This window comes from Klebsiella sp. BIGb0132, assembly GCF_024810075.1.
Lineage (GTDB): Bacteria > Pseudomonadota > Gammaproteobacteria > Enterobacterales > Enterobacteriaceae > Klebsiella > Klebsiella terrigena.
The window spans coordinates 59847-81638 of the sequence record NZ_JANUDW010000002.1; the positions used below are offsets into that span (position 1 = coordinate 59847).

The 21792-nt window shown below is 54.2% G+C and carries 16 protein-coding genes, 2 tRNA genes and 2 other RNA genes; 11 read left to right on the forward strand and 9 right to left on the reverse strand.

Annotation, left to right across the window (positions count from 1 at the left end; translation table 11 throughout):
- Positions 1–293 precede the first annotated feature (293 nt).
- The 5 genes from M2416_RS07115 (at position 294) to narI (ending at position 8740) form a co-directional block, all read left to right on the forward strand.
- Complete coding sequence (locus M2416_RS07115) at positions 294–1685, forward strand: NarK family nitrate/nitrite MFS transporter (RefSeq protein ID WP_041146085.1); 1392 nt, start codon at positions 294–296, stop codon at positions 1683–1685.
- A gap of 392 nt (positions 1686–2077) precedes the next feature.
- Positions 2078–5821 carry a nitrate reductase subunit alpha gene (locus M2416_RS07120; protein WP_076947662.1) on the forward strand — a complete coding sequence of 1248 codons (3744 nt, stop codon included), beginning with the start codon at positions 2078–2080 and terminating at the stop codon, positions 5819–5821.
- Entirely contained in the window at positions 5818–7356 is a 1539-nt protein-coding gene (narH, locus tag M2416_RS07125; protein ID WP_041146083.1) for a nitrate reductase subunit beta, read from the forward strand. The genes M2416_RS07120 and narH overlap by 4 nt, the downstream gene beginning before the upstream one ends.
- A complete protein-coding gene (gene narJ / locus M2416_RS07130) occupies positions 7353–8063 on the forward strand; it encodes a nitrate reductase molybdenum cofactor assembly chaperone (RefSeq protein WP_159871198.1) in 711 nt (236 codons plus the stop codon). Before narH ends, narJ begins: the two co-directional genes overlap by 4 nt.
- Positions 8063–8740, forward strand: coding sequence for a respiratory nitrate reductase subunit gamma (narI, locus tag M2416_RS07135; protein WP_041146081.1), 678 nt, complete (start codon positions 8063–8065; stop codon positions 8738–8740). The genes narJ and narI overlap by 1 nt, the downstream gene beginning before the upstream one ends.
- A gap of 17 nt (positions 8741–8757) precedes the next feature.
- Here the strand turns inward: narI and M2416_RS07140 are convergent, their stop codons facing one another.
- Positions 8758–9654 (reverse strand): DMT family transporter, encoded by an 897-nt coding sequence (locus M2416_RS07140; protein ID WP_076947660.1) that lies wholly within the window; start codon positions 9652–9654, stop codon positions 8758–8760.
- A gap of 109 nt (positions 9655–9763) precedes the next feature.
- Between M2416_RS07140 and M2416_RS07145 the strand changes: the two genes are divergently transcribed.
- On the forward strand, positions 9764–10207 hold the full coding sequence (locus M2416_RS07145) for an Lrp/AsnC family transcriptional regulator (protein WP_259222950.1): 444 nt from the start codon (positions 9764–9766) through the stop codon (positions 10205–10207).
- A gap of 70 nt (positions 10208–10277) precedes the next feature.
- On the opposite strand, the gene M2416_RS07150 is transcribed toward M2416_RS07145, so the two are convergent.
- The 6 genes from M2416_RS07150 to M2416_RS07175 form a co-directional block, all read right to left on the reverse strand.
- Positions 10278–10409, reverse strand: a non-coding RNA gene (locus M2416_RS07150) — RtT sRNA.
- Positions 10410–10455: 46 nt separating this feature from the next.
- A non-coding RNA gene (locus tag M2416_RS07155) (RtT sRNA) lies at positions 10456–10587 on the reverse strand.
- 46 nt (positions 10588–10633) lie between these two features.
- Positions 10634–10718, reverse strand: a tRNA-Tyr gene (locus tag M2416_RS07160).
- 131 nt (positions 10719–10849) lie between these two features.
- Positions 10850–10934, reverse strand: a tRNA-Tyr gene (locus M2416_RS07165).
- A gap of 158 nt (positions 10935–11092) precedes the next feature.
- Positions 11093–11935 carry a formyltetrahydrofolate deformylase gene (gene purU, locus M2416_RS07170; RefSeq protein WP_041146078.1) on the reverse strand — a complete coding sequence of 281 codons (843 nt, stop codon included), beginning with the start codon at positions 11933–11935 and terminating at the stop codon, positions 11093–11095.
- A gap of 42 nt (positions 11936–11977) precedes the next feature.
- Positions 11978–12436 carry a YchJ family protein gene (locus tag M2416_RS07175; RefSeq protein WP_143716341.1) on the reverse strand — a complete coding sequence of 153 codons (459 nt, stop codon included), beginning with the start codon at positions 12434–12436 and terminating at the stop codon, positions 11978–11980.
- Positions 12437–12547: 111 nt separating this feature from the next.
- Here M2416_RS07175 and rssA point away from each other — a divergent pair, with 111 nt between their 5' ends.
- The 3 genes from rssA (at position 12548) to galU (ending at position 15651) form a co-directional block, all read left to right on the forward strand.
- Positions 12548–13450 carry a patatin-like phospholipase RssA gene (gene rssA / locus M2416_RS07180; RefSeq protein ID WP_076947658.1) on the forward strand — a complete coding sequence of 301 codons (903 nt, stop codon included), beginning with the start codon at positions 12548–12550 and terminating at the stop codon, positions 13448–13450.
- 89 nt (positions 13451–13539) lie between these two features.
- Positions 13540–14553 (forward strand): two-component system response regulator RssB, encoded by a 1014-nt coding sequence (rssB, locus tag M2416_RS07185; protein ID WP_041146075.1) that lies wholly within the window; start codon positions 13540–13542, stop codon positions 14551–14553.
- Between the two features lie 195 nt (positions 14554–14748).
- Positions 14749–15651, forward strand: a complete 903-nt coding sequence (gene galU / locus M2416_RS07190; RefSeq protein ID WP_259222955.1) for a UTP--glucose-1-phosphate uridylyltransferase GalU — start codon at positions 14749–14751, stop codon at positions 15649–15651.
- 117 nt (positions 15652–15768) lie between these two features.
- On the opposite strand, the gene hns is transcribed toward galU, so the two are convergent.
- Complete coding sequence (hns, locus tag M2416_RS07195; protein ID WP_041146073.1) at positions 15769–16176, reverse strand: histone-like nucleoid-structuring protein H-NS; 408 nt, start codon at positions 16174–16176, stop codon at positions 15769–15771.
- 560 nt (positions 16177–16736) lie between these two features.
- On the opposite strand from hns, the gene tdk reads away from it, so the two are divergent.
- A complete protein-coding gene (gene tdk / locus M2416_RS07200; protein WP_041147671.1) occupies positions 16737–17354 on the forward strand; it encodes a thymidine kinase in 618 nt (205 codons plus the stop codon).
- 189 nt (positions 17355–17543) lie between these two features.
- On the opposite strand, the gene adhE is transcribed toward tdk, so the two are convergent.
- A complete protein-coding gene (gene adhE, locus M2416_RS07205) occupies positions 17544–20222 on the reverse strand; it encodes a bifunctional acetaldehyde-CoA/alcohol dehydrogenase (protein WP_041146072.1) in 2679 nt (892 codons plus the stop codon).
- A gap of 476 nt (positions 20223–20698) precedes the next feature.
- Here adhE and M2416_RS07210 point away from each other — a divergent pair, with 476 nt between their 5' ends.
- Positions 20699–21346 carry a YchE family NAAT transporter gene (locus tag M2416_RS07210; protein ID WP_076947656.1) on the forward strand — a complete coding sequence of 216 codons (648 nt, stop codon included), beginning with the start codon at positions 20699–20701 and terminating at the stop codon, positions 21344–21346.
- Positions 21347–21792 lie beyond the last annotated feature (446 nt).

Sequence of the window (21792 nt, forward strand, 5' to 3'; positions counted from 1 at the left end):
CCGGCAAACCATCCGGGAGTGGGACCTATTCTCGGATATCCGATGGAGTATACCCATACCTATAAAGGATTACCCCTTAATTGTCGGTGGTAGGTAGTCCGCCAGGAGGGGATCGGTGAAAGCGGGCAGCCTCGTGAAAAACCACACTTTTTTAAGCGAAAATAACTACTCCCTTTGAGTGATGATTTTTTTTTAAGCAAATTGGTGACAACTTTTCCTTTGATTTATATCAACTTACTGCCGCCTGTAATCCCTAATGTATCTGCGGGATATATGAATAATCAGAGGTATATATGAGTCAATCTTCCCTCCCGGAGAAGACTACCACTTCAGTCATCACCGACTGGCGTCCGGAAGATCCTGAGTTTTGGCAGCAGCGCGGTCACCGCGTCGCCAGCCGCAACCTGTGGATCTCCGTGCCGTGTCTTTTGCTGGCGTTTTGCGTTTGGATGTTGTTCAGTGCCGTGGCCGTTAACCTGAATAAGGTTGGCTTTCAGTTTACGACCGATCAGTTATTTATGCTGACCGCGCTGCCGGCGCTGTCTGGCGCGCTGCTGCGCGTGCCTTACGCGTTCATGGTACCGCTGTTCGGCGGCCGCCGTTGGACGGCATTCAGTACCGGGATCATGATAGTGCCTTGCGTCTGGCTGGGCTTTGCGGTGCAGGATACCTCTACGCCGTTCAGCGTCTTCGTTATCATCTCCCTGCTGTGCGGTTTTGCCGGGGCAAACTTTGCTTCCAGCATGGCGAACATCAGCTTCTTCTTCCCGAAACAGAAGCAGGGCGGCGCGCTGGGTATTAACGGCGGTCTTGGCAACATGGGCGTCAGCGTCATGCAGCTGGTTGCACCGCTGGTGGTTTCTCTGTCTATTTTCGCCGTCTTCGGTGGGACCGGCACCGAGCAGCCGGATGGCTCTATTCTGTATCTCGAAAACGCGGCCTGGATTTGGGTTCCGTTCCTTGTCGTCCTGACTCTGGCGGCATGGTTCTTTATGAACGACCTGTCGGCATCGAAAGCTTCACTCAGGGAGCAGCTGCCGGTGCTCAAGCGTGCGCATCTGTGGATTATGGCGCTGCTGTATCTGGCAACCTTCGGCTCGTTTATCGGCTTCTCCGCCGGTTTTGCGATGCTGTCCAAAACGCAGTTCCCGGACGTGCAGATCCTGCACTATGCCTTCTTCGGGCCGTTTATTGGTGCCCTGGCGCGCTCTACCGGCGGGGCTATCTCCGACCGTCTGGGCGGGACCCGCGTGACGCTGATTAACTTTGTGGTGATGGCCATCTTCTGCGGCCTGCTGTTCCTGACGCTGCCAACGCACGGTGAAGGCGGTAACTTTATCGCGTTCTTCGGCGTGTTCATGGTGCTGTTCCTGACCGCCGGGCTGGGTAGCGCGTCTACCTTCCAGATGATTTCGGTTATTTTCCGTAAAATGACCACCGATCGGGTGAAGGCGCAGGGCGGTAGCGAAGCGCAGGCGATGCGTGAAGCGGCGACCGATACGGCGGCGGCGCTGGGCTTTATCTCAGCGATCGGCGCGATTGGCGGCTTCTTCATTCCGAAGGCGTTCGGTATCTCTCTGGATCTGACCGGTTCTCCGGCGGGGGCGATGAAGGTCTTCCTCGTGTTCTATATCGCCTGCGTAGTCATTACCTGGCTGGTTTACGGACGTAAGCAGAAGTCCTAAGCGACGAGCTTTACCGCTATAAGGCGCAACCTGATTTGCGCCTTTTTTTTATCCTGCACTTAGTTACAACATGCTATCGTGCGGCGCTGCTCCGGCAAGGCGCATCGGTCCGGCAAAATAATCCCCTGTCTTGCGCTCTACCCCTTAATACCTATGGGGATATTGCCCGCGCTGCAAATGGCGAGCTTTCTCATAAAAACCCTTTAAAAACAGATAGATATAAAATAGGAAAAGATACTACTAAGGTGGTATTCGTCCGTTTTGCCGATGTTCATAAGGCATTTCGTATTGATCGTTATCAATTCTCTCCCTCTTTCATAGCGTTACCTTCGCTGCAAATCCAGCAATGTCGATTTATCAGAGAGCCGTCAGGCTCCAAACAGGAGAAACCCATGAGTAAATTCCTGGACCGGTTTCGCTACTTCAAACAGAAGGGCGAGACCTTTGCCGATGGGCACGGCCAGCTTCTACACACCAACCGGGACTGGGAGGATGGATACCGCCAGCGTTGGCAGCATGACAAAATCGTGCGTTCCACTCACGGTGTGAACTGCACCGGCTCATGCAGCTGGAAAATTTATGTCAAAAATGGCCTCGTCACCTGGGAAACCCAGCAGACGGACTATCCGCGTACCCGCCCGGACCTGCCCAATCATGAACCGCGCGGCTGCCCGCGTGGCGCCAGCTACTCCTGGTACCTCTACAGCGCCAACCGCCTGAAGTATCCGCTGATGCGTAAGCGCCTGATGAAAATGTGGCGTGAGGCTAAGGTTCAGCACAGCGATCCGGTTGCGGCATGGGCTTCGATTATTGAAGATGCTGATAAAGCGAAAAGCTTTAAGCAGGCCCGCGGTCGCGGCGGCTTCGTACGCTCCTCCTGGCAGGAAGTGAACGAGCTGATTGCCGCGTCCAACGTTTATACCGTCAAAACCTACGGCCCTGACCGCGTGGCGGGCTTCTCGCCGATCCCGGCGATGTCGATGGTTTCCTACGCTTCCGGCGCGCGCTACCTGTCGCTGATTGGCGGTACCTGCCTGAGCTTCTACGACTGGTACTGTGACCTTCCGCCGGCCTCTCCGCAGACCTGGGGCGAGCAGACCGACGTACCCGAATCCGCCGACTGGTATAACTCGAACTACATTATCGCCTGGGGTTCTAACGTTCCGCAGACCCGTACCCCGGATGCGCACTTCTTTACCGAAGTCCGCTACAAAGGCACCAAAACCGTTGCTATCACCCCTGACTACGCCGAAATCGCCAAGCTGTGCGATCTGTGGCTGGCACCGAAGCAGGGTACCGATGCGGCGCTGGCGCTGGCGATGGGCCACGTTATGTTGCGCGAGTTCCATCTCGACAAACCGAGCCAGTACTTTACCGACTACGTCCGCCGCTACACCGACATGCCGCTGCTGGTGATGCTCGAAGAGCGCGACGGCTACTACGCGGCGGGCCGCATGCTGCGCGCCGCCGACCTCGTCGATTCGCTGGGCCAGGAAAACAACCCGGAATGGAAAACCGTGGCGATCAACGCCGACGGCAACATGGTTGCGCCGAACGGCTCAATCGGCTTCCGCTGGGGTGAAAAAGGCAAATGGAACCTCGAGCAGCGCGACGGCACATCCGGTGACGAAACTGAACTGCAGCTGAGCCTGCTGGGCAGTCAGGATGAGATCGCCCAGGTGGGCTTCCCGTACTTTGGCGGCGAAGGCACCGAACACTTCACCAGCGTTGAGCTGGAGAACATCCTGCTGCATAAGCTGCCGGTAAAACGCCTGCAGCTGGCGGATGGCAGCACCGCTTTGGTGACTACCGTTTATGACCTGACCATGGCCAACTACGGCCTGGAGCGCGGTCTTGACGATGAAAACTGCGCCAAAAGCTACGATGACGTTAAGGCGTACACCCCGGCGTGGGCTGAAAAAATCACCGGCGTTGCTCGGGCCAACATCATTCGTACCGCCCGTGAGTTCGCCGATAACGCCGATAAGACGCACGGCCGCTCGATGATTATCGTCGGGGCCGGTCTGAACCACTGGTATCACCTCGATATGAACTATCGCGGTCTGATCAACATGCTGGTGTTCTGCGGCTGTGTCGGTCAGAGCGGCGGCGGCTGGGCGCACTATGTGGGCCAGGAAAAGCTGCGTCCGCAGACCGGCTGGCAGCCGCTGGCGTTTGCCCTCGACTGGCAGCGTCCGGCGCGCCATATGAACAGTACTTCCTATTTCTATAACCACTCCAGCCAGTGGCGCTACGAGTCGGTCACCGCGCAGGAGCTGCTCTCTCCGCTGGCGGATAAATCGCGCTACACCGGCCATCTGCTGGACTTCAACGTTCGCGCCGAACGTATGGGCTGGCTGCCGTCCGCGCCGCAGCTTGGGACTAACCCGCTGCGCATCGCGGAAGAGGCGAAGAAAGCCGGTATGACGCCGGTTGACTACACCGTGAAGGCGCTGAAAGAAGGCACTATCCGCTTTGCAGCGGAGCAGCCGGAAAACGGTAAAAACCACCCGCGCAACCTGTTCATCTGGCGTTCTAACCTGCTGGGTTCTTCCGGTAAAGGTCATGAATATATGCTGAAGTACCTGCTGGGTACCGAGCACGGTATTCAGGGGATGGATCTCGGCAAGCAGGGCGGCGTCAAGCCGGAAGAAGTGGAATGGCAGGATAACGGCCTCGACGGCAAGCTGGACCTGGTGGTGACGCTGGACTTCCGCCTGTCGAGCACCTGTCTGTACTCCGATATCGTGCTGCCGACCGCAACCTGGTACGAAAAAGACGACATGAATACTTCGGATATGCATCCGTTTATTCACCCGCTGTCTGCCGCCGTCGACCCGGCCTGGGAATCGAAAAGCGACTGGGAAATCTACAAGGGCATCGCGAAGAAATTCTCCGAAGTCTGCGTGGGCCACCTCGGAAAAGAAACCGACGTGGTGACGCTGCCCATCCAGCACGACTCGGCCGCCGAACTGGCGCAGCCGTTCGACGTGAAGGACTGGAAAAAAGGCGAATGCGAGCTGATCCCAGGGAAAACCGCGCCGCACATTATTCCGGTTGAACGTGATTATCCGGCGACCTATGAGCGCTTTACCTCCATCGGGCCATTGATGGAAAAAATCGGTAACGGCGGTAAAGGGATTGCCTGGAACACCCAGAGCGAAATGGATCTGCTGCGTAAGCTCAACTACACCAAGGCAGAAGGCCCGGCGAAAGGCCAGCCGATGCTGGATACGGCGATTGACGCGGCTGAGATGATCCTCACCCTGGCCCCGGAAACCAACGGTCAGGTGGCGGTGAAAGCCTGGGCGGCGCTGAGCGAGTTTACCGGCCGTGACCACACGCATCTGGCGCTGAATAAAGAAGACGAGAAAATTCGCTTCCGCGATATTCAGGCGCAGCCGCGCAAGATTATCTCCAGCCCGACCTGGTCAGGACTGGAAGATGAGCACGTTTCCTATAACGCCGGCTACACCAACGTTCATGAGCTGATCCCGTGGCGTACGCTCTCGGGTCGTCAGTCCCTCTATCAGGACCACCAGTGGATGCGTGACTTCGGTGAAAGCCTGCTGGTGTACCGTCCGCCGATCGATACCCGCTCGGTGAAAGCTGTGATGGGTAAGAAATCAAACGGTAACCCTGAGAAGGCGCTGAACTTCCTGACGCCGCACCAGAAGTGGGGTATTCACTCGACCTACAGCGACAACCTGCTGATGCTGACCCTCGGTCGCGGTGGGCCCATCGTGTGGATGAGCGAAGTGGATGCCAAAGAGATGGGCATTGAAGATAACGACTGGATTGAAGTCTTCAACAATAACGGCGCCCTGACCGCGCGTGCGGTAGTAAGCCAGCGCGTGCCGGCCGGAATGACCATGATGTACCACGCGCAGGAACGTATTGTGAACCTGCCGGGTTCTGAAATTACCGGCCAGCGCGGCGGGATCCATAACTCGGTGACCCGCATTACGCCGAAACCGACGCATATGATCGGCGGCTATGGGCACCTGGCATACGGTTTTAACTACTACGGCACCGTCGGATCGAACCGCGATGAGTTTGTGGTGGTACGTAAGATGAAGAACATTAACTGGCTGGATGGCGAAGGCAATGACCAGGTACAGGAGAGCGTAAAATGAAAATTCGTTCACAAGTCGGCATGGTGCTGAATCTCGATAAATGCATCGGCTGTCATACCTGCTCAGTCACCTGTAAAAACGTCTGGACCAGCCGTGAAGGGACCGAGTACGCCTGGTTCAACAACGTTGAAACCAAACCGGGCCTCGGTTTCCCGACCGACTGGGAAAACCAGGAAAAATGGAAGGGCGGTTGGGTTCGTAAGATCAACGGCAAACTGCAGCCGCGTATGGGTAACCGCGCGATGCTGCTGGGTAAAATCTTCGCTAACCCGCATCTGCCGGGTATCGACGACTACTACGAGCCGTTTGATTTTGACTACCAGACGCTGCATAACGCGCCGGCCGATAGCAAAGCGCAGCCGATCGCGCGTCCGCGCTCGCTGATCACCGGCCAGCGCATGAATAAGATTGTCAAGGGTCCGAACTGGGAAGACGATCTGGGCGGTGAGTTCGAGAAGCTATCGAAAGATAAGAACTTCGAGAACATGCAGAAGGCGATGTACGGCCAGTTCGAAAACACCTTCATGATGTATCTGCCGCGCCTGTGTGAGCACTGTCTCAACCCGGCGTGCGTGGCGACCTGTCCGAGCGGCGCTATCTACAAGCGTGAAGAAGACGGCATCGTACTGATCGACCAGGACAAGTGCCGCGGCTGGCGTATGTGTATCACCGGCTGCCCGTACAAGAAGATCTACTTCAACTGGAAGAGCGGTAAGTCTGAGAAATGCATCTTCTGCTACCCGCGCATCGAAGCGGGTCAGCCGACCGTGTGTTCAGAAACCTGCGTCGGCCGTATTCGCTACCTTGGCGTGCTGCTGTATGACGCGGATGCGATTGAAACCGCAGCGAGCACCGAAAACGAAAAAGATCTCTATCAGCGTCAGCTGGACGTGTTCCTCGATCCGCATGACCCGAAAGTCATCGAGCAGGCGCTGAAGGATGGCGTACCGCAGGGGGTTATCGACGCTGCCCAGAAGTCGCCGGTCTACAAGATGGCGATGGACTGGAAGCTGGCACTGCCGCTGCATCCGGAATACCGCACGCTGCCGATGGTCTGGTACGTGCCGCCTCTGTCACCGATTCAGTCCGCGGCGGACGCCGGCGAGCTGGGAAGCAACGGTATTCTGCCGGACGTGGAAAGCCTGCGTATTCCGGTTCAGTACCTGGCAAACCTGCTGACCGCAGGCGATACCCAGCCGGTGCTGCTGGCGCTGAAGCGTATGCTGGCGATGCGTCACTTTAAACGCGCTGAAAGCGTTGATGGCGTAGTGGATACCCGCGCGCTGGAAGAAGTGGGTCTGAGCGAAGCCCAGGCGCAGGAGATGTATCGCTACCTGGCGATTGCCAACTACGAAGATCGTTTCGTGGTACCCAGCAGCCACCGCGAGCAGGCGCGCGACGCCTTCCCGGAAAAAAGCGGCTGCGGCTTCACCTTCGGCGACGGCTGCCACGGTTCGGACAGCCAGTTCAATCTGTTCAATAGCCGCCGCATCGACTCTATCGACGTGACCAGCAAAACGGAGCCGCACTCATGATTGAACTCGTGATCGTGTCGCGCCTGCTTGAGTATCCTGACGCTGCCCTGTGGCAGCATCAGCAGGAGATGCTGGAGGCGCTGGCGTCATCGGAAAAATTAGTCGCGGAGGATGCCCGCAAGCTGGGCGACTTCCTGCGCTACCTGACCGCCCGTGACGTGCTCGACGCTCAGGCGGATTACAGCGAGCTGTTTGACCGCGGACGGGCGACGTCGCTGCTGCTGTTCGAACATGTTCACGGCGAGTCCCGCGATCGCGGTCAGGCGATGGTCGATCTGATGGCGCAATACGAGCGTCATGGCCTGGAGCTCGACAGCAATGAGCTTCCTGACCACCTGCCGCTGTACCTGGAGTATCTGGCGCAGCTGCCGGAAGATGAAGCTATCGCCGGGCTGAAGGACGTGGCGCCGATTCTGGGTCTGCTAAGCGCTCGTCTGCAGCAGCGCGAAAGCCGCTATGCGGCGCTGTTCGAACTGCTGCTGAAGCTGGCGGATACCCGGGTTGATAGCCAGAAGGTGGCAGAAAAAATAGCCGACGAAGCCCGCGACGATACGCCGCAGGCGCTGGACGCAGTATGGGAAGAAGAACAGGTGAAATTCTTTGCCGATAAAGGCTGCGGCGAGTCAGAAATTGCCGCTCACCAGCGTCGTTTTGCCGGGGCCGTGGCCCCGCAATACTTGGATATCTCTAACGGAGGACCGCAATAATGCACTTCCTGAATATGTTCTTCTTTGACATCTACCCGTACATTGCCGGTTCGGTATTTCTGATCGGCAGCTGGCTGCGCTACGACTATGGTCAGTACACCTGGCGGGCCTCGTCCAGCCAGATGCTGGACCGCAAAGGGATGAACCTGGCGTCTAACCTGTTCCATATCGGGATCCTCGGTATCTTCGCCGGCCACTTCCTCGGAATGCTGACTCCGCACTGGATGTATGAGTCCTTCCTGCCGATGGACGTGAAGCAGAAGATGGCGATGATTGCCGGCGGTGCCAGCGGCGTGATGTGTCTGGTCGGCGGCGTGCTGCTGCTCAAGCGCCGCCTGTTCAGCCCGCGCGTGCGGGCAACCACCACGACCGCGGATATCCTGATCCTCTCGCTGCTGCTCGTTCAGTGTGCGCTGGGTCTGCTGACGATCCCGTTCTCGGCGCAGCATATGGACGGGAGTGAAATGCTTAAGCTGGTAGGCTGGGCGCAGTCGGTGGTGACCTTCCACGGCGGAGCGTCACAGTATCTGGACGGCGTGGCGTTTGTGTTCCGCCTGCACCTGGTGCTGGGGATGACGATGTTCCTGCTGTTCCCGTTCTCCCGCCTGGTGCATATCTGGAGCGCGCCGGTAGAGTACCTGACGCGCAAATATCAGATTGTTCGCGCTCGTCGCTAGTTCAGCTATCGGTTGTATCAAACCCCGCTTCGGCGGGGTTTTTTATTGCTCAGCGCCAGCCCATCTCCCCAGCCCAGATTGTTTCCCGCTGCCGCCAGCAGGATCAGCGCGCCTCCGGCCAGCTGCACCGGTGCCAGCGCATGGTCGAAGACCAAATAGTCGACCACGATCGCCACAATTGGATAGATAAAGGAGAGTGAGCCGATCGCTGGCGTAGGCAGCTTCTGGATCGCGCTGTAGAGCAGCTGGTACATGATGCCGGTATGCACAACGCCGAGAATCAGCAGGTATCGCCAGGGGAACGCAGCGCTAAAATCGGGGACGTGAACCAGCGGCAGCAGCATAATTGTCCCGACGATGACCTGAATAAAGGCAATATGCTGGGGCGGGAGCGGGCGTAGCTTGCGGGCGATCATCGCCGTTAGCGCGTAGAAAAAAGCGGCGCCAAGAGCCAGCGCAATGCCCGCCGCCAGTTGGCCGCCGTGCGCCTGCATCAGCTCGCTGGAGAGCAGGACCACCACGCCGGAAAAGGCCAGCGCCAGCCAGCCCCATTTAATTAGCGCAACCCGCTCACCTGCCAGTATGCCCATCAATACCAGCATAAACGGCTGGGTGTTATAAACAACGGTGGCCATGCCAATAGAAATTCGGGCGTAAGCTGCAAAAAGCAGCAGCCAGTTAATGACCAGGGCGACGCCTCCGATAATTGCCAGCAGCAGCGTGAGCCGCGTGAGCTGGCTGAACGGCTGTCGGCTGAGAGTGATGAAGCCCGCTAAGGTCAGCGCGCCAATAAGGCAGCGCCAGAAGACAACGTCGATAACCGGCAAACCGGAGAGTAAAACGAACGCGCCAATCGAACCCGAAATTATCATCGCCAGGCTCATTTGCCAGACGCCCGTCACCGTATGTTTCATTTTTTCTACCTCCGTTTGCGTATCGCTATTGTCGTTAATCAGATGACAGGTTGATATGCATGATCTAAGGTGAAAACCTGATATCGCTTTTATTTAGCAGGTAAAAAGAGTGGAACACTTAATTGATAACATCGATCGCGCCATTCTGGCCTGTCTGACGGAAGATGCGCGTATATCGTTAAAGGTGCTGAGCGGGCGGGTAGGGCTGACCTCGCCCAGTACCGCCGAGCGGGTGAAGCGTCTGGAAGAGCGCGGGGTGATTCAGGGATATGGTGCCCGGATTAATCTGGCCGCGCTGGGCTATAGCCTGCAGGCGCTGGTGCGCGTCAGACCTTTGCCGGGGCTGCTGCAGAAAGTGGATAAATACATTCAGGCGATGCCGGAATGCATCGAATGTGACAAGGTCACGGGGGAAGATTGCTTCGTCATGCGCCTGGTGGTGCGCGATATTGCGCAGCTTGATACCCTGCTGGATGGCCTGGCAGAACACGCCCAGTGCAACACCTCGATAGTAAAAAGCTCGCCGGTGGCGCGCCGTCTGCCGCCGATGTAGCGCTCTCCTGGACAGGCCGAATGTGCAATGCTGATGCTTGTTTGGGAGTGACGAGATATCTGGGAAGTGATGGTGGTGGGGGTAGGATTATTCGTCGCTTCGCTCCTCACCCTTCGGGCCGTTGCCTGCGGCAACGTTCTCTCGCTGACGCTCGAGTCGAACCTTAGTCGAAGCTTCTCATCCTTCCCGCATGGGCAGAATGTGTAACGCTGGCGTTTGTTTGGGAGTGATGAGCTATTGGGAGGTGATGGTGGTGGGGGAAGGATTATTCGCAGCTATGCTGCTCACCCTTCGGGCCGTTGCCTGCGGCAACGTTCTCTCGCTGACGCTCGAGTCGAACCTTAGTCGAAGCTTCTCATCCTTCCCGCATGGGCAGAATGTGTAACGCTGGCGTTTGTTTGGGAGTGATGAGATATCAGGAAGTGATGGTGGTGGGGGAAGGATTCGAACCTTCGAAGTCGATGACGGCAGATTTACAGTCTGCTCCCTTTGGCCGCTCGGGAACCCCACCAGGGGTAAAATCAAATTGTAGCTATTCAACTGCGCGAATAATGGGGTAGAGAAGGATTGTTCCTCACCCTTCCCGACAAGTGCAAACCTCGCTAAGGCTCATCGGGGTTACCACATTGCTGTGGTGAATAATGGTGGTGGGGGAAGGATTCGAACCTTCGAAGTCGATGACGGCAGATTTACAGTCTGCTCCCTTTGGCCGCTCGGGAACCCCACCACGGGGTAATGCTAATACTGGCCTGCTTCCTTCTGGGGAAGCGGGGCGCATCATACCAAATGACGCGCCCCTGTAAAGCATTCCGTTGATAAAAATAAACTGGTTGCCTGCTTTTTGCGCGCAAAGACGCAAAGCTAACCAGCTAATTTATCTATCGATTAAAGAATAATCGTTCGGTTGCCGTAAACGAACACGCGCTGCGCCAGCACCTGATACAGAGCGCGACTCAGCACGTTCTTCTCAACATCACGGCCGGCGCGCATCATATCTTCCGCGGTGTAGGTGTGATCGACATGAATCACGTCCTGCATAATGATCGGGCCTTCATCCAAATTATCGTTCACATAGTGCGCGGTGGCGCCGATGATTTTTACACCGCGCTCGTAGGCCTGATGATACGGACGTGCGCCAATAAAGGCTGGCAGGAATGAGTGGTGGATATTGATAATCTGGTTCGGGAAGCGGGAAACAAACTCTGGCGTCAGCACGCGCATATATTTCGCCAGCACCACATAGTCCGGCGCTAACGCTTCGATAGCATCGCCCATCTGCTTATCGTGCTCTTCACGCGTCAGGCCTTCATGGCTGACCAGCTGGAACGGAATATCAAAACGTTCAACCAGCGTACGCAGCGTCTCGTGGTTACCGATAACCGCGGCAATCTCCACATCCAGGCCGCCGTAGTTAGCTTTCATCAGCAGATCGCCGAGGCAGTGCGCTTCTTTGGTGACCAGAATGACCACGCGACGACGACCCGCAGGCGTCAGCTCGCGAATCGAACCCTCCGGCAGAGCGCTATCCAAATCGGCCAGCAGAATGGCATCATTGAAAATACCTTCCAGCTCGGTGCGCATAAAGAAGCGGCCGGTTCGGTGATCGACAAACTCGTTGTTTTGCACGATGTTCAGCTCGTGCTTGTAGCAAATGTTGGTGATACGCGCGATGAGTCCTTTCTGATCAGGGCAAATAGTGCGTAGTACTTTACGTTGTAATGAATGCATCGCGGGGGAAATCCTGTAGTGTTTGCTATTGCTGATGCCGGTTTATTGGCCGCAGCATTTTTTAAATTTTTTACCTGAGCCACAAGGGCAGGGGTCGTTACGACCAACCAGCGGTCGCGTGCCGTCGATATAGTACCACTGTCCATTTTCTTTTAAGAATCTGGAACGTTCAATAATTACGCCGGAACGGTTATCGTCGTTAAATCGCGCAATAAAGCTGACGAATCCTTCATCGGGATTTCGCCCCTCATCGGCGGCAAAGACGCTCAGGCCCAGCCAGTGCGTTTTGGCAAAACCGCTCTCCAGATCCGCGCGGAACTGCTGCGCCTGGCAAGAGGGGTGCCAGGTTTTAATCAGATAATCGGCATCTTTCATCACAAACGCGCTGTAGCGGGATCGCATCAGCTGTGACGGGCCTGGCGCTGGCAGCGCGCCGTCCAGATAACGCTGGCAACATGCGCTATACTGCAGAGCGCTGCCACAGGGACATAATGGCGACAAAGCGGCCTCCATGGAAAAAGAATGACGGCGCATCGACGCCAAAGTGTTTTATGTTAACTGAGCTGTGGCGATGATGCCATGTTCGCGGTGGAAGGATGTGTATCGGTAATAATGAGAAAGCTTAAGATTGGTCTGGCCTTAGGGGCGGGAGCTGCCCGAGGGTGGTCGCATATTGGTGTGATTAAAGCGCTACAGCGGGCAGGTATTGAAATTGACGTTGTTGCAGGATGCTCTATCGGATCGCTGGTTGGCGCGGCCTACGCCTGCAACCGTCTTCCGGTACTGGAAAGATGGGTATGTTCGTTTAGCAACTGGGACGTGCTGCGGTTAATGGATCTCTCCTGGCGTCGCGGCGGCCTGCTGCGCGGGGAGCGGGTATTCAATCAATTTCGACTAGTCCTGCCTACCGCCGAAATTGAACGCTGCGATCGCCGGTTTGCGGCGGTGGCGACCAATCTGAGCACCGGCCGCGAACTGTGGTTTACCGAAGGCGATTTGCATCTGGCGGTACGCGCCTCCTGCAGCATGCCCGGCCTGATGTCGCCCGTTATGCACAATGGCTACTGGCTGGTAGACGGCGCCGTCGTCAATCCCGTCCCGGTCTCTTTGACGCGCGCGCTGGGGGCCGACATCGTCATCGCCGTCGATCTTCAGCACGATGCGCATCTGATGCAGCAGGATTTATGGTCTATTGAGAAGCCGCGAGCTGAAGATGAAAAAGATTTTTCCTGGCATTCGCGCCTGCGCGCGCGACTGACGGGAATGACCTCCCGGCAGACGACCACCGCTACGCCTACGGCAATGGAGATTATGTCCACCTCTATTCAGGTGCTGGAAAATCGCCTGAAGCGTAACCGTATGGCGGGTGACCCACCGGATATTCTGCTACAGCCCTTTTGCCCACAAATATCTACGCTTGATTTTCATCGCGCCGGTGAGGCGATTGCTGCCGGTCACCAGGCGGTGGAGAAAAAGATGGATGAACTATTACCTTTGGTGCGCGCCTCGGCGTGACGCCCTTGACTTAGACTTCAGTAAATTCTGACAGGCGATAGTGTGAATTGCATGCCAATATTTAATTATCGTCAGCCAGAGGAGAGATCATGACGCAGCCATTGGCGGGGAAACAAATTCTGATCGTTGAAGACGAGCCCGTTTTCCGCACTCTTTTGCACTCCTGGTTAACCTCGCTAGGCGCTACGACCGTGCAGGCTGAGGATGGCGTTGAGGCACTACAAAAAATGGCCGAGTCAAAGCCCGACCTGATGATCTGCGATATCTCGATGCCGCGCATGAATGGGCTCCAGCTGGTTGAGTATCTGCGTAACCAGGGCGAGCAGATGCCGATTTTGATGATTTCAGCGACGGAAAATATGGCGGATATTGCTAAGGCGCTGCGCCTTGGCGTGCAGGATGTTCTGCTTAAGCCGGTAAAAGATTTTAACCGCCTGCGTGAAACGGTTTACGCTTGCCTCTATCCCCATATGTTCAGCTCGCGTGTGGAAGAGGAGGAGCGGCTGTTTGAGGACTGGGATGCGCTGGTCAGCGACCCGAGCGCCGCGTCCAGGCTGCTGCAGGAGCTACAGCCTCCGGTGCAGCAGGAAATATCGCACTGCCGCATCCACTATCGCCAGCTGGTCACCGCTGACAGGCCAGGCCTGGTTCTCGATATTGCGCCATTATCAGAAAATGATTTGGCATTTTACTGTCTGGATGTCACACGAGCAGGTGATAATGGCGTTCTCGCGGCGCTGCTGCTGCGCGCGCTGTTTAACGGTCTACTTCAGGAACAGCTTGCTCATCAAGGCCAGCGCCTGCCGGAAATGACCGGGCTGTTAAAGCAGGTCAACCAGCTGCTTCGTCAGGCGAATTTGCCGGGGCAATTTCCGCTGCTGGTGGGTTATTACCACAGCGGGTTGAAAAATTTGATTTTGGTATCGGCGGGGTTAAACGGCACGCTCAATACCGGAGAACATCAAATACAGATTAGTAATGGTGTACCGCTTGGCACATTAGGTAATGCTTATCTCAACCAAATTAGCCAGCGCTGCTCCTCGTGGCAGTGCCAAATTTGGGGGGCTGGCGGCCGTTTACGCCTGATGTTGTCTGCGGAATGAACAGATAAGTTTATTTTCACGCTGGTAGGATTACCGCACTCTCTTTGACAGTGATACTATCGATGGGTTTTATACGTATAAGTCCTAATTCGAGAGAATCCGCACCTTTCAGACCAGGCTTACCTGGATGGGCTGATATACTGGGTGCGTTATTATTATGACTAGTTTAAAAAACATACAGTCCAGGAGATTTCAATGGCTGCCGTTAATTCTAAAGTAAGAAAAGCTGTTATCCCGGTTGCGGGATTAGGCACCAGGATGCTGCCCGCTACCAAGGCTATTCCGAAAGAAATGCTGCCACTGGTAGATAAGCCTTTAATTCAGTATGTTGTTAACGAATGTATTGCGGCCGGGATTACTGAAATTGTTCTGGTCACGCACTCTTCCAAAAATTCTATCGAAAACCATTTCGATACCAGTTTTGAACTGGAAGCTATGCTGGAAAAACGTGTAAAACGTCAGCTTCTTGAAGAAGTCCAATCTATTTGCCCGCCACACGTCACCATTATGCAGGTTCGTCAGGGCCTCGCTAAAGGTCTTGGCCATGCCGTGCTGTGCGCGCATCCGGTGGTAGGCGATGAGCCGGTCGCGGTTATTCTGCCGGACGTTATTCTGGATGAATTTGAATCCGACCTGAGCCGCGATAACCTGGCGGAAATGATGGCTCGTTTCGACGAAACCGGATCCAGCCAGATTATGGTTGAGCCCGTGGCTGACGTCACCGCCTATGGCGTTGTTGATTGCAAGGGACAGTCCCTGCAGCCGGGTGAAAGCGTGCCGATGGTTGGCGTGGTGGAAAAGCCGAAAGCCGACGTTGCACCTTCCAATCTGGCCGTCGTTGGTCGTTACGTGCTGAGCGCGGATATTTGGCCGCTGCTGGCTAAAACTCCTCCGGGCGCAGGCGATGAAATCCAGCTGACTGATGCCATCGATATGCTGATCGAGAAGGAAACGGTTGAAGCCTACCATATGAAGGGTAAGAGCCATGACTGTGGTAATAAACTCGGTTACATGCAGGCTTTCGTTGAATATGGCGTGCGCCATAAAACGCTCGGCGCAGAATTTAAAGACTGGCTGGAAAAAGCAATCGCTAAGTAATCGTTATCTTTAGATATCAGAGCCGGGGTGCAGGTATTGTTCCCCGGCTTTTTTATCGCCGTAAGTTAAGATAAAAAAAATCCCGCCGAAGCGGGATTTTTCAAATCTGACGATTTATTACAGCAGGAAATCGTCCAGAGATTTGCCCTGCTCATCCATCGCTTTTTTGATCACTGCCGGGGTGCGGCCCTGACCAGTCCAGGTTTTGGTTTCGCCGTTTTCATCAACGTAGCTATATTTCGCCGGACGTGCTGCGCGTTTGGCTTTGGTGCCCGCTTTAACTGCAGCCATGGTGCTCAGCAGTTCATTCGGGTCAATACCATCAGCGATCAGCATTTCACGGTATTGTTGCAGTTTACGAGTACGCTCTTCAATTTCTGCAGCCGCAGCGCTTTCTTCTTCGCGACGTTCGTTAACGACAACTTCTAATTTTTCCAGCATTTCTTCTAGCGTTTCAAGGGTGCATTCTCTCGCCTGCGCACGAAGAGTACGGATGTTGTTCAAAATTTTAAGTGCTTCGCTCATTGTAGTAATCTCAAACTTATATTGTGGGGTGGTTTGTTGAACTAATAATAGAGCGATATAATCAGATGTGCAATAGGGTAGAATGTAAGGAATTCAAAATTACCTGTTATTTGTCCCGGTAATTAATTAATTTAAGTTAAATTTTTCGTGCCAGTTCACATCTTTCTCGCTTATAGCTTAACCGGCGCCGCAAGCTAAAACCCTGAGATAGTATGCTTTTCCCAGCGGCCAGCGAGTAAAATTATACTTTGCAGGGATAAATATCCCCCTTCAGTATTAGCGCATTAGTTACAGTGATGTTTAATATAAAACGCTGAACAAAATCCGTTATAACCGCCTGCAAAATGCACCGATTCGCACGAAAGGACAACTGCTCCAGCCGGTTGCACCCCGCGGTGAGGGCAAATAACCGACGGCCTGATTGTATTAAGAGGCTTAATCTTTCAGAAGCTGGCTGGCGCAACATACACCTCTCGCCCATCCCTGAAGGGGCCGACAGCGGCAGAAAATATGCTACAATCCCGCCGCGATTAAACACATTGATTGGGGTTATGCAGCCGATGGCACAACTTTATTTTTACTATTCTGCAATGAATGCAGGTAAGTCGACTGCGCTACTGCAGTCCTCATACAATTATCAGGAACGAGGCATGCGTGCCTTAGTTTATACGGCTGAGATTGATGACCGCTTTGGTTCCGGTAAGGTCAGTTCAAGAATTGGACTCTCATCGCCGGCCCGGCTGTTTAACCCGCAGACTTCATTATTCGCCGAGATTAGCGATGAGCACGCAAAGCAGCCGGTTCATTGTGTATTAGTCGATGAGAGCCAGTTTCTGACCCGTGAGCAGGTGCATGAGCTATCCGAGGTTGTTGATGGGCTGGATATCCCGGTGCTGTGCTACGGCCTGCGTACTGATTTTCGCGGGGAGCTGTTTATCGGCAGCCAGTATTTATTAGCCTGGTCAGATAAACTGGTTGAATTAAAAACGATCTGTTTTTGTGGCCGTAAGGCGAGTATGGTGCTGCGCCTCGATCGGGAAGGGCGGCCGTACAACGAGGGCGAGCAGGTAGTTATTGGCGGCAATGAACGCTACGTATCGGTCTGCCGTAAACATTATAAAGAGGCCTTAAAAGAAGGTTCTCTAACGCTGGTGCAAAACAAGCAGCGCTCCTGCTAATCTCCCTTCGTCGACCCCGCTCAGGCGCGCACCAGGCGCCTGATGACGTCCCAGTGTAATTCCCGCGTATATTTTAACGGTCTGTTGCTTCAGCGTTGCTGTGCGTCGCTGAAGCGACCCCAGGCAAAAATAGCGGCGAAAAAAAGGCCTCATCAAAAGATGAGGCCTCGTATTGATTACCGGCGTAAATTAAGCGGATTTTTTCGCTTTTTTATCGGCCTTTGGTGCTGCAACAGTCTCTTTCTTCGCGGCAGCTTCGCCTTCGCTGAACTCGTTACCGTAGAAGGTATCGAGCAGAATCTGTTTCAGTTCGGCAATCAGCGGATAGCGCGGGTTAGCGCCGGTGCACTGGTCATCGAATGCGTCTTCAGACAGCTTGTCAACGTGGGCCAGGAAGTCAGCTTCCTGCACGCCAGCTTCACGGATAGACTTAGGAATACCCAGTTCAGCTTTAATGCTTTCCAGCCATGCCAGCAGTTTCTCGATTTTCGCTGCAGTGCGGTCACCAGGTGCGCTCAGGCCCAGGTGGTCAGCAATTTCTGCGTAGCGGCGACGCGCCTGCGGACGGTCGTACTGGCTGAATGCGGTCTGCTTGGTTGGGTTATCGTTCGCGTTGTAGCGGATAACGTTACAAATCAGCAGGGCGTTCGCCAGGCCGTGCGGGATATGGAACTGAGAGCCCAGCTTGTGCGCCATCGAGTGACATACGCCGAGGAAGGCGTTCGCAAACGCGATACCGGCAATAGTCGCTGCACTGTGCACGCGTTCACGCGCTACCGGGTTCTTAGAACCTTCATGGTAGGACGCCGGCAGGTACTCTTTCAGCAGCTTCAGCGCCTGCAGAGCCTGGCCGTCGGAGAACTCAGATGCCAGTACGGAAACGTAGGCTTCCAGGGCGTGAGTAACGGCATCCAGACCACCGAAGGCACAAAGGGACTTCGGCATATCCATGACGAGGTTAGCATCGACAATCGCCACATCCGGAGTCAGCGCGTAGTCTGCCAGCGGATATTTCTGACCGGTCGCATCGTCGGTAACGACCGCAAACGGGGTCACTTCAGAACCGGTACCGGAAGTGGTAGTGACGGCGATCATTTTCGCTTTCACGCCCATTTTCGGGAACTTGTAGATACGTTTACGGATATCCATAAAGCGCAGCGCCAGGTCTTCGAAGTGGGTTTCCGGATGTTCGTACATCACCCACATGATTTTCGCCGCATCCATCGGGGAACCACCGCCGAGGGCGATGATGACGTCCGGCTTGAAGGAGTTGGCCAGGTCTGCACCTTTACGTACCACGGTCAGAGTCGGGTCAGCTTCAACTTCAAAGAACACTTCGGTTTCAACGCCGGATGCCTTCAGCACGGAGGTGATCTGGTCGGCATAGCCGTTGTTGAACAGGAAGCGGTCGGTCACGATCAGCGCGCGTTTGTGACCATCAGTAATCACTTCATCCAGTGCGATTGGCAGAGAGCCACGACGGAAGTAGATAGATTTCGGAAGTTTGTGCCACAACATGTTTTCAGCTCGCTTAGCAACGGTTTTCTTGTTGATCAGGTGTTTCGGACCAACGTTTTCAGAGATGGAGTTACCACCCCAGGAACCACAACCCAGAGTCAGGGAAGGCGCAAGCTTAAAGTTATACAGGTCACCGATACCACCCTGAGAAGCCGGGGTGTTAATCAGAATACGTGCGGTTTTCATCATCTGGCCGAAGAAGGCCACGCGAGCAGGCTGGTTATCCTGGTCGGTGTACAGGCAGGAGGTATGACCGATACCGCCCATCGCCACCAGTTTTTCAGCTTTATTCACGGCGTCTTCGAAGTTTTTGGCGCGATACATTGCCAGGGTCGGAGACAATTTTTCGTGAGCAAACGGCTCGCTTTCATCAACGTCGGTCACTTCACCAATCAGAATTTTGGTGGTGGTCGGAACGGTGAAGCCTGCCAGTTCGGCAATTTTGTATGCCGGCTGACCAACGATAGCGGCGTTCAGCGCGCCGTTTTTCAGGATGATGTCCTGAACCGCTTTCAGCTCTTTGCCCTGCAGCAGGTAGCCGCCGTGGCTGGCGAAACGTTCACGAACGGCGTCGTAGACGGAATCAACAACGACAACGGACTGTTCAGATGCACAGATAACGCCGTTATCGAAGGTTTTGGACATCAGTACCGACGCAACGGCACGTTTAATGTCAGCGGTTTCGTCAATAACAACCGGCGTGTTACCTGCACCTACGCCGATAGCCGGTTTACCGGAGCTATAGGCCGCTTTAACCATGCCCGGACCACCGGTCGCAAGGATCAGGTTAATGTCTGGGTGGTGCATCAGGGCGTTGGAGAGCTCAACAGAAGGCTGGTCGATCCAACCGATCAGGTCTTTCGGTGCGCCGGCAGCAATCGCAGCCTGCAGAACGATGTCAGCCGCTTTGTTGGTGGCATCTTTAGCACGCGGATGCGGAGAGAAGATGATCGCGTTACGCGTTTTCAGGCTGATCAGTGATTTAAAGATTGCTGTAGAAGTTGGGTTCGTCGTTGGGACGATACCGCAAATAATACCGATAGGCTCTGCGATGGTGATGGTACCAAAGGTATCGTCTTCGGAGAGAATACCGCAGGTCTTTTCATCTTTATAAGCGTTATAGATGTATTCAGAAGCGAAGTGGTTTTTGATCACTTTGTCTTCGATAATGCCCATTCCGGATTCGGCAACGGCCATTTTTGCGAGAGGGATTCGAGCGTCAGCGGCGGCCAGAGCGGCTGCACGGAAGATCTTATCAACTTGTTCTTGAGTGAAACTGGCATATTCACGCTGGGCTTTTTTTACGCGCTCTACAAGTGCGTTAAGTTCAGCGACATTAGTAACAGCCATAATGCTCTCCTGATAATGTTAAACTTTTTTAGTAAATCAGTAGCTCGATTCGACAGTATAGACAGGCGGTTAATAGCTTGCATCTAAATGTTAACGTATCGAATTTTGCTCTGCTGACTTCACCGATTTACTAAAGAAGCTTTATTTCTTTATCTTCAGGTCCTGCCGGCTTGCACTCTTTGGTGTAAACAAGATTACTCACTTCTGAGTACGATTTATGTGATTTAGATCAATTTTATGTCAAGCTGACACCTTTCAGCAGGCTATTTTATGACCACATAGATCAAGTGTAATGAAAAGGTATGCAGAATAAATGAATAAATCGAGTAAAAGACACAAGTATATAACATACACACTTTATCATTAGGGTATGCATTTTTGAGATGAATTATGCTGTTAAAAAGCGTATCTTCTGCGCGAATATTTTATGACACCCACTGTCAACAGCCATATTTAATGATGCTGCGGAGCGCACTGTGACTCTACCGTTGTTTGATTTTTCAGCTTATTTCAAGTTTTTCATCGGGTTATTTGCACTGGTTAACCCGGTTGGCATCATTCCGGTGTTCATTAGTATGACCAGCTACCAGAGTGCGGCGATCCGTAACAAAACCAACCTGACGGCGAACCTTTCCGTTGCCATTATCCTGCTGACCTCGCTGTTCCTTGGGGACGGTATTTTACAAATCTTCGGTATCTCCATCGATTCATTCCGTATTGCCGGGGGGATCCTCGTCGTCACCATCGCGATGTCGATGATCAGCGGCAAGCTCGGGGAAGACAAGCAGAATAAGCAGGAAAAGTCAGAGACGGCTATCCGCGAAAGCATTGGCGTAGTGCCGCTGGCATTACCGCTGATGGCCGGCCCAGGGGCGATTAGCTCCACCATTGTTTGGGGAACGCGTTACCACACCGTTGCCCACCTCTTTGGCTTCTCGGTGGCGATTGCGCTGTTTGCCCTGTGCTGCTGGGGGATTTTCCGCATGGCACCGTGGCTCGTTCGACTGCTTGGGCAAACCGGGATTAACGTGATAACGCGTATTATGGGGCTGCTGCTGATGGCCCTCGGGATTGAGTTTATCGTTACCGGCCTGAAGGCGCTTTTCCCAGGCCTTCTGGTCTGAAGCACCGCGTTGCGCGGGGCCTGAGGCTCCGCGCTTGCTCTATTATTAGCAAAACATATCAATAAAGCGGATATAGACGAGAAGAATAACTTTCCGTGATGATGTTTTATTTCTTTTAATATCAATCTATTATCTTTTTACTCCACCTTCTTCCCTCTCTTTTCCGCACCGCCGCCACTGTTATTTTCTTCACATCATTCTCTGGTGCTTGCCGTCAGATAATTGAAATGATATTAGTAATTTCATAACAGCGGCAGATGAATGTGCTAAATAATAACCGATTGTTAAATTTTCGTACAAAAAAGCGCCTTTTCACCCTTTGGCGGCATGCGGAACGACATGTTTTTTGTATGTAAATGATAAATAACTATTTTAGTGCTCCTCGCGCGGAAGTAACCGGCAGAGTTCTGCCGCGACAGGGGCGATAAAAGAGAATCCGGTAACAT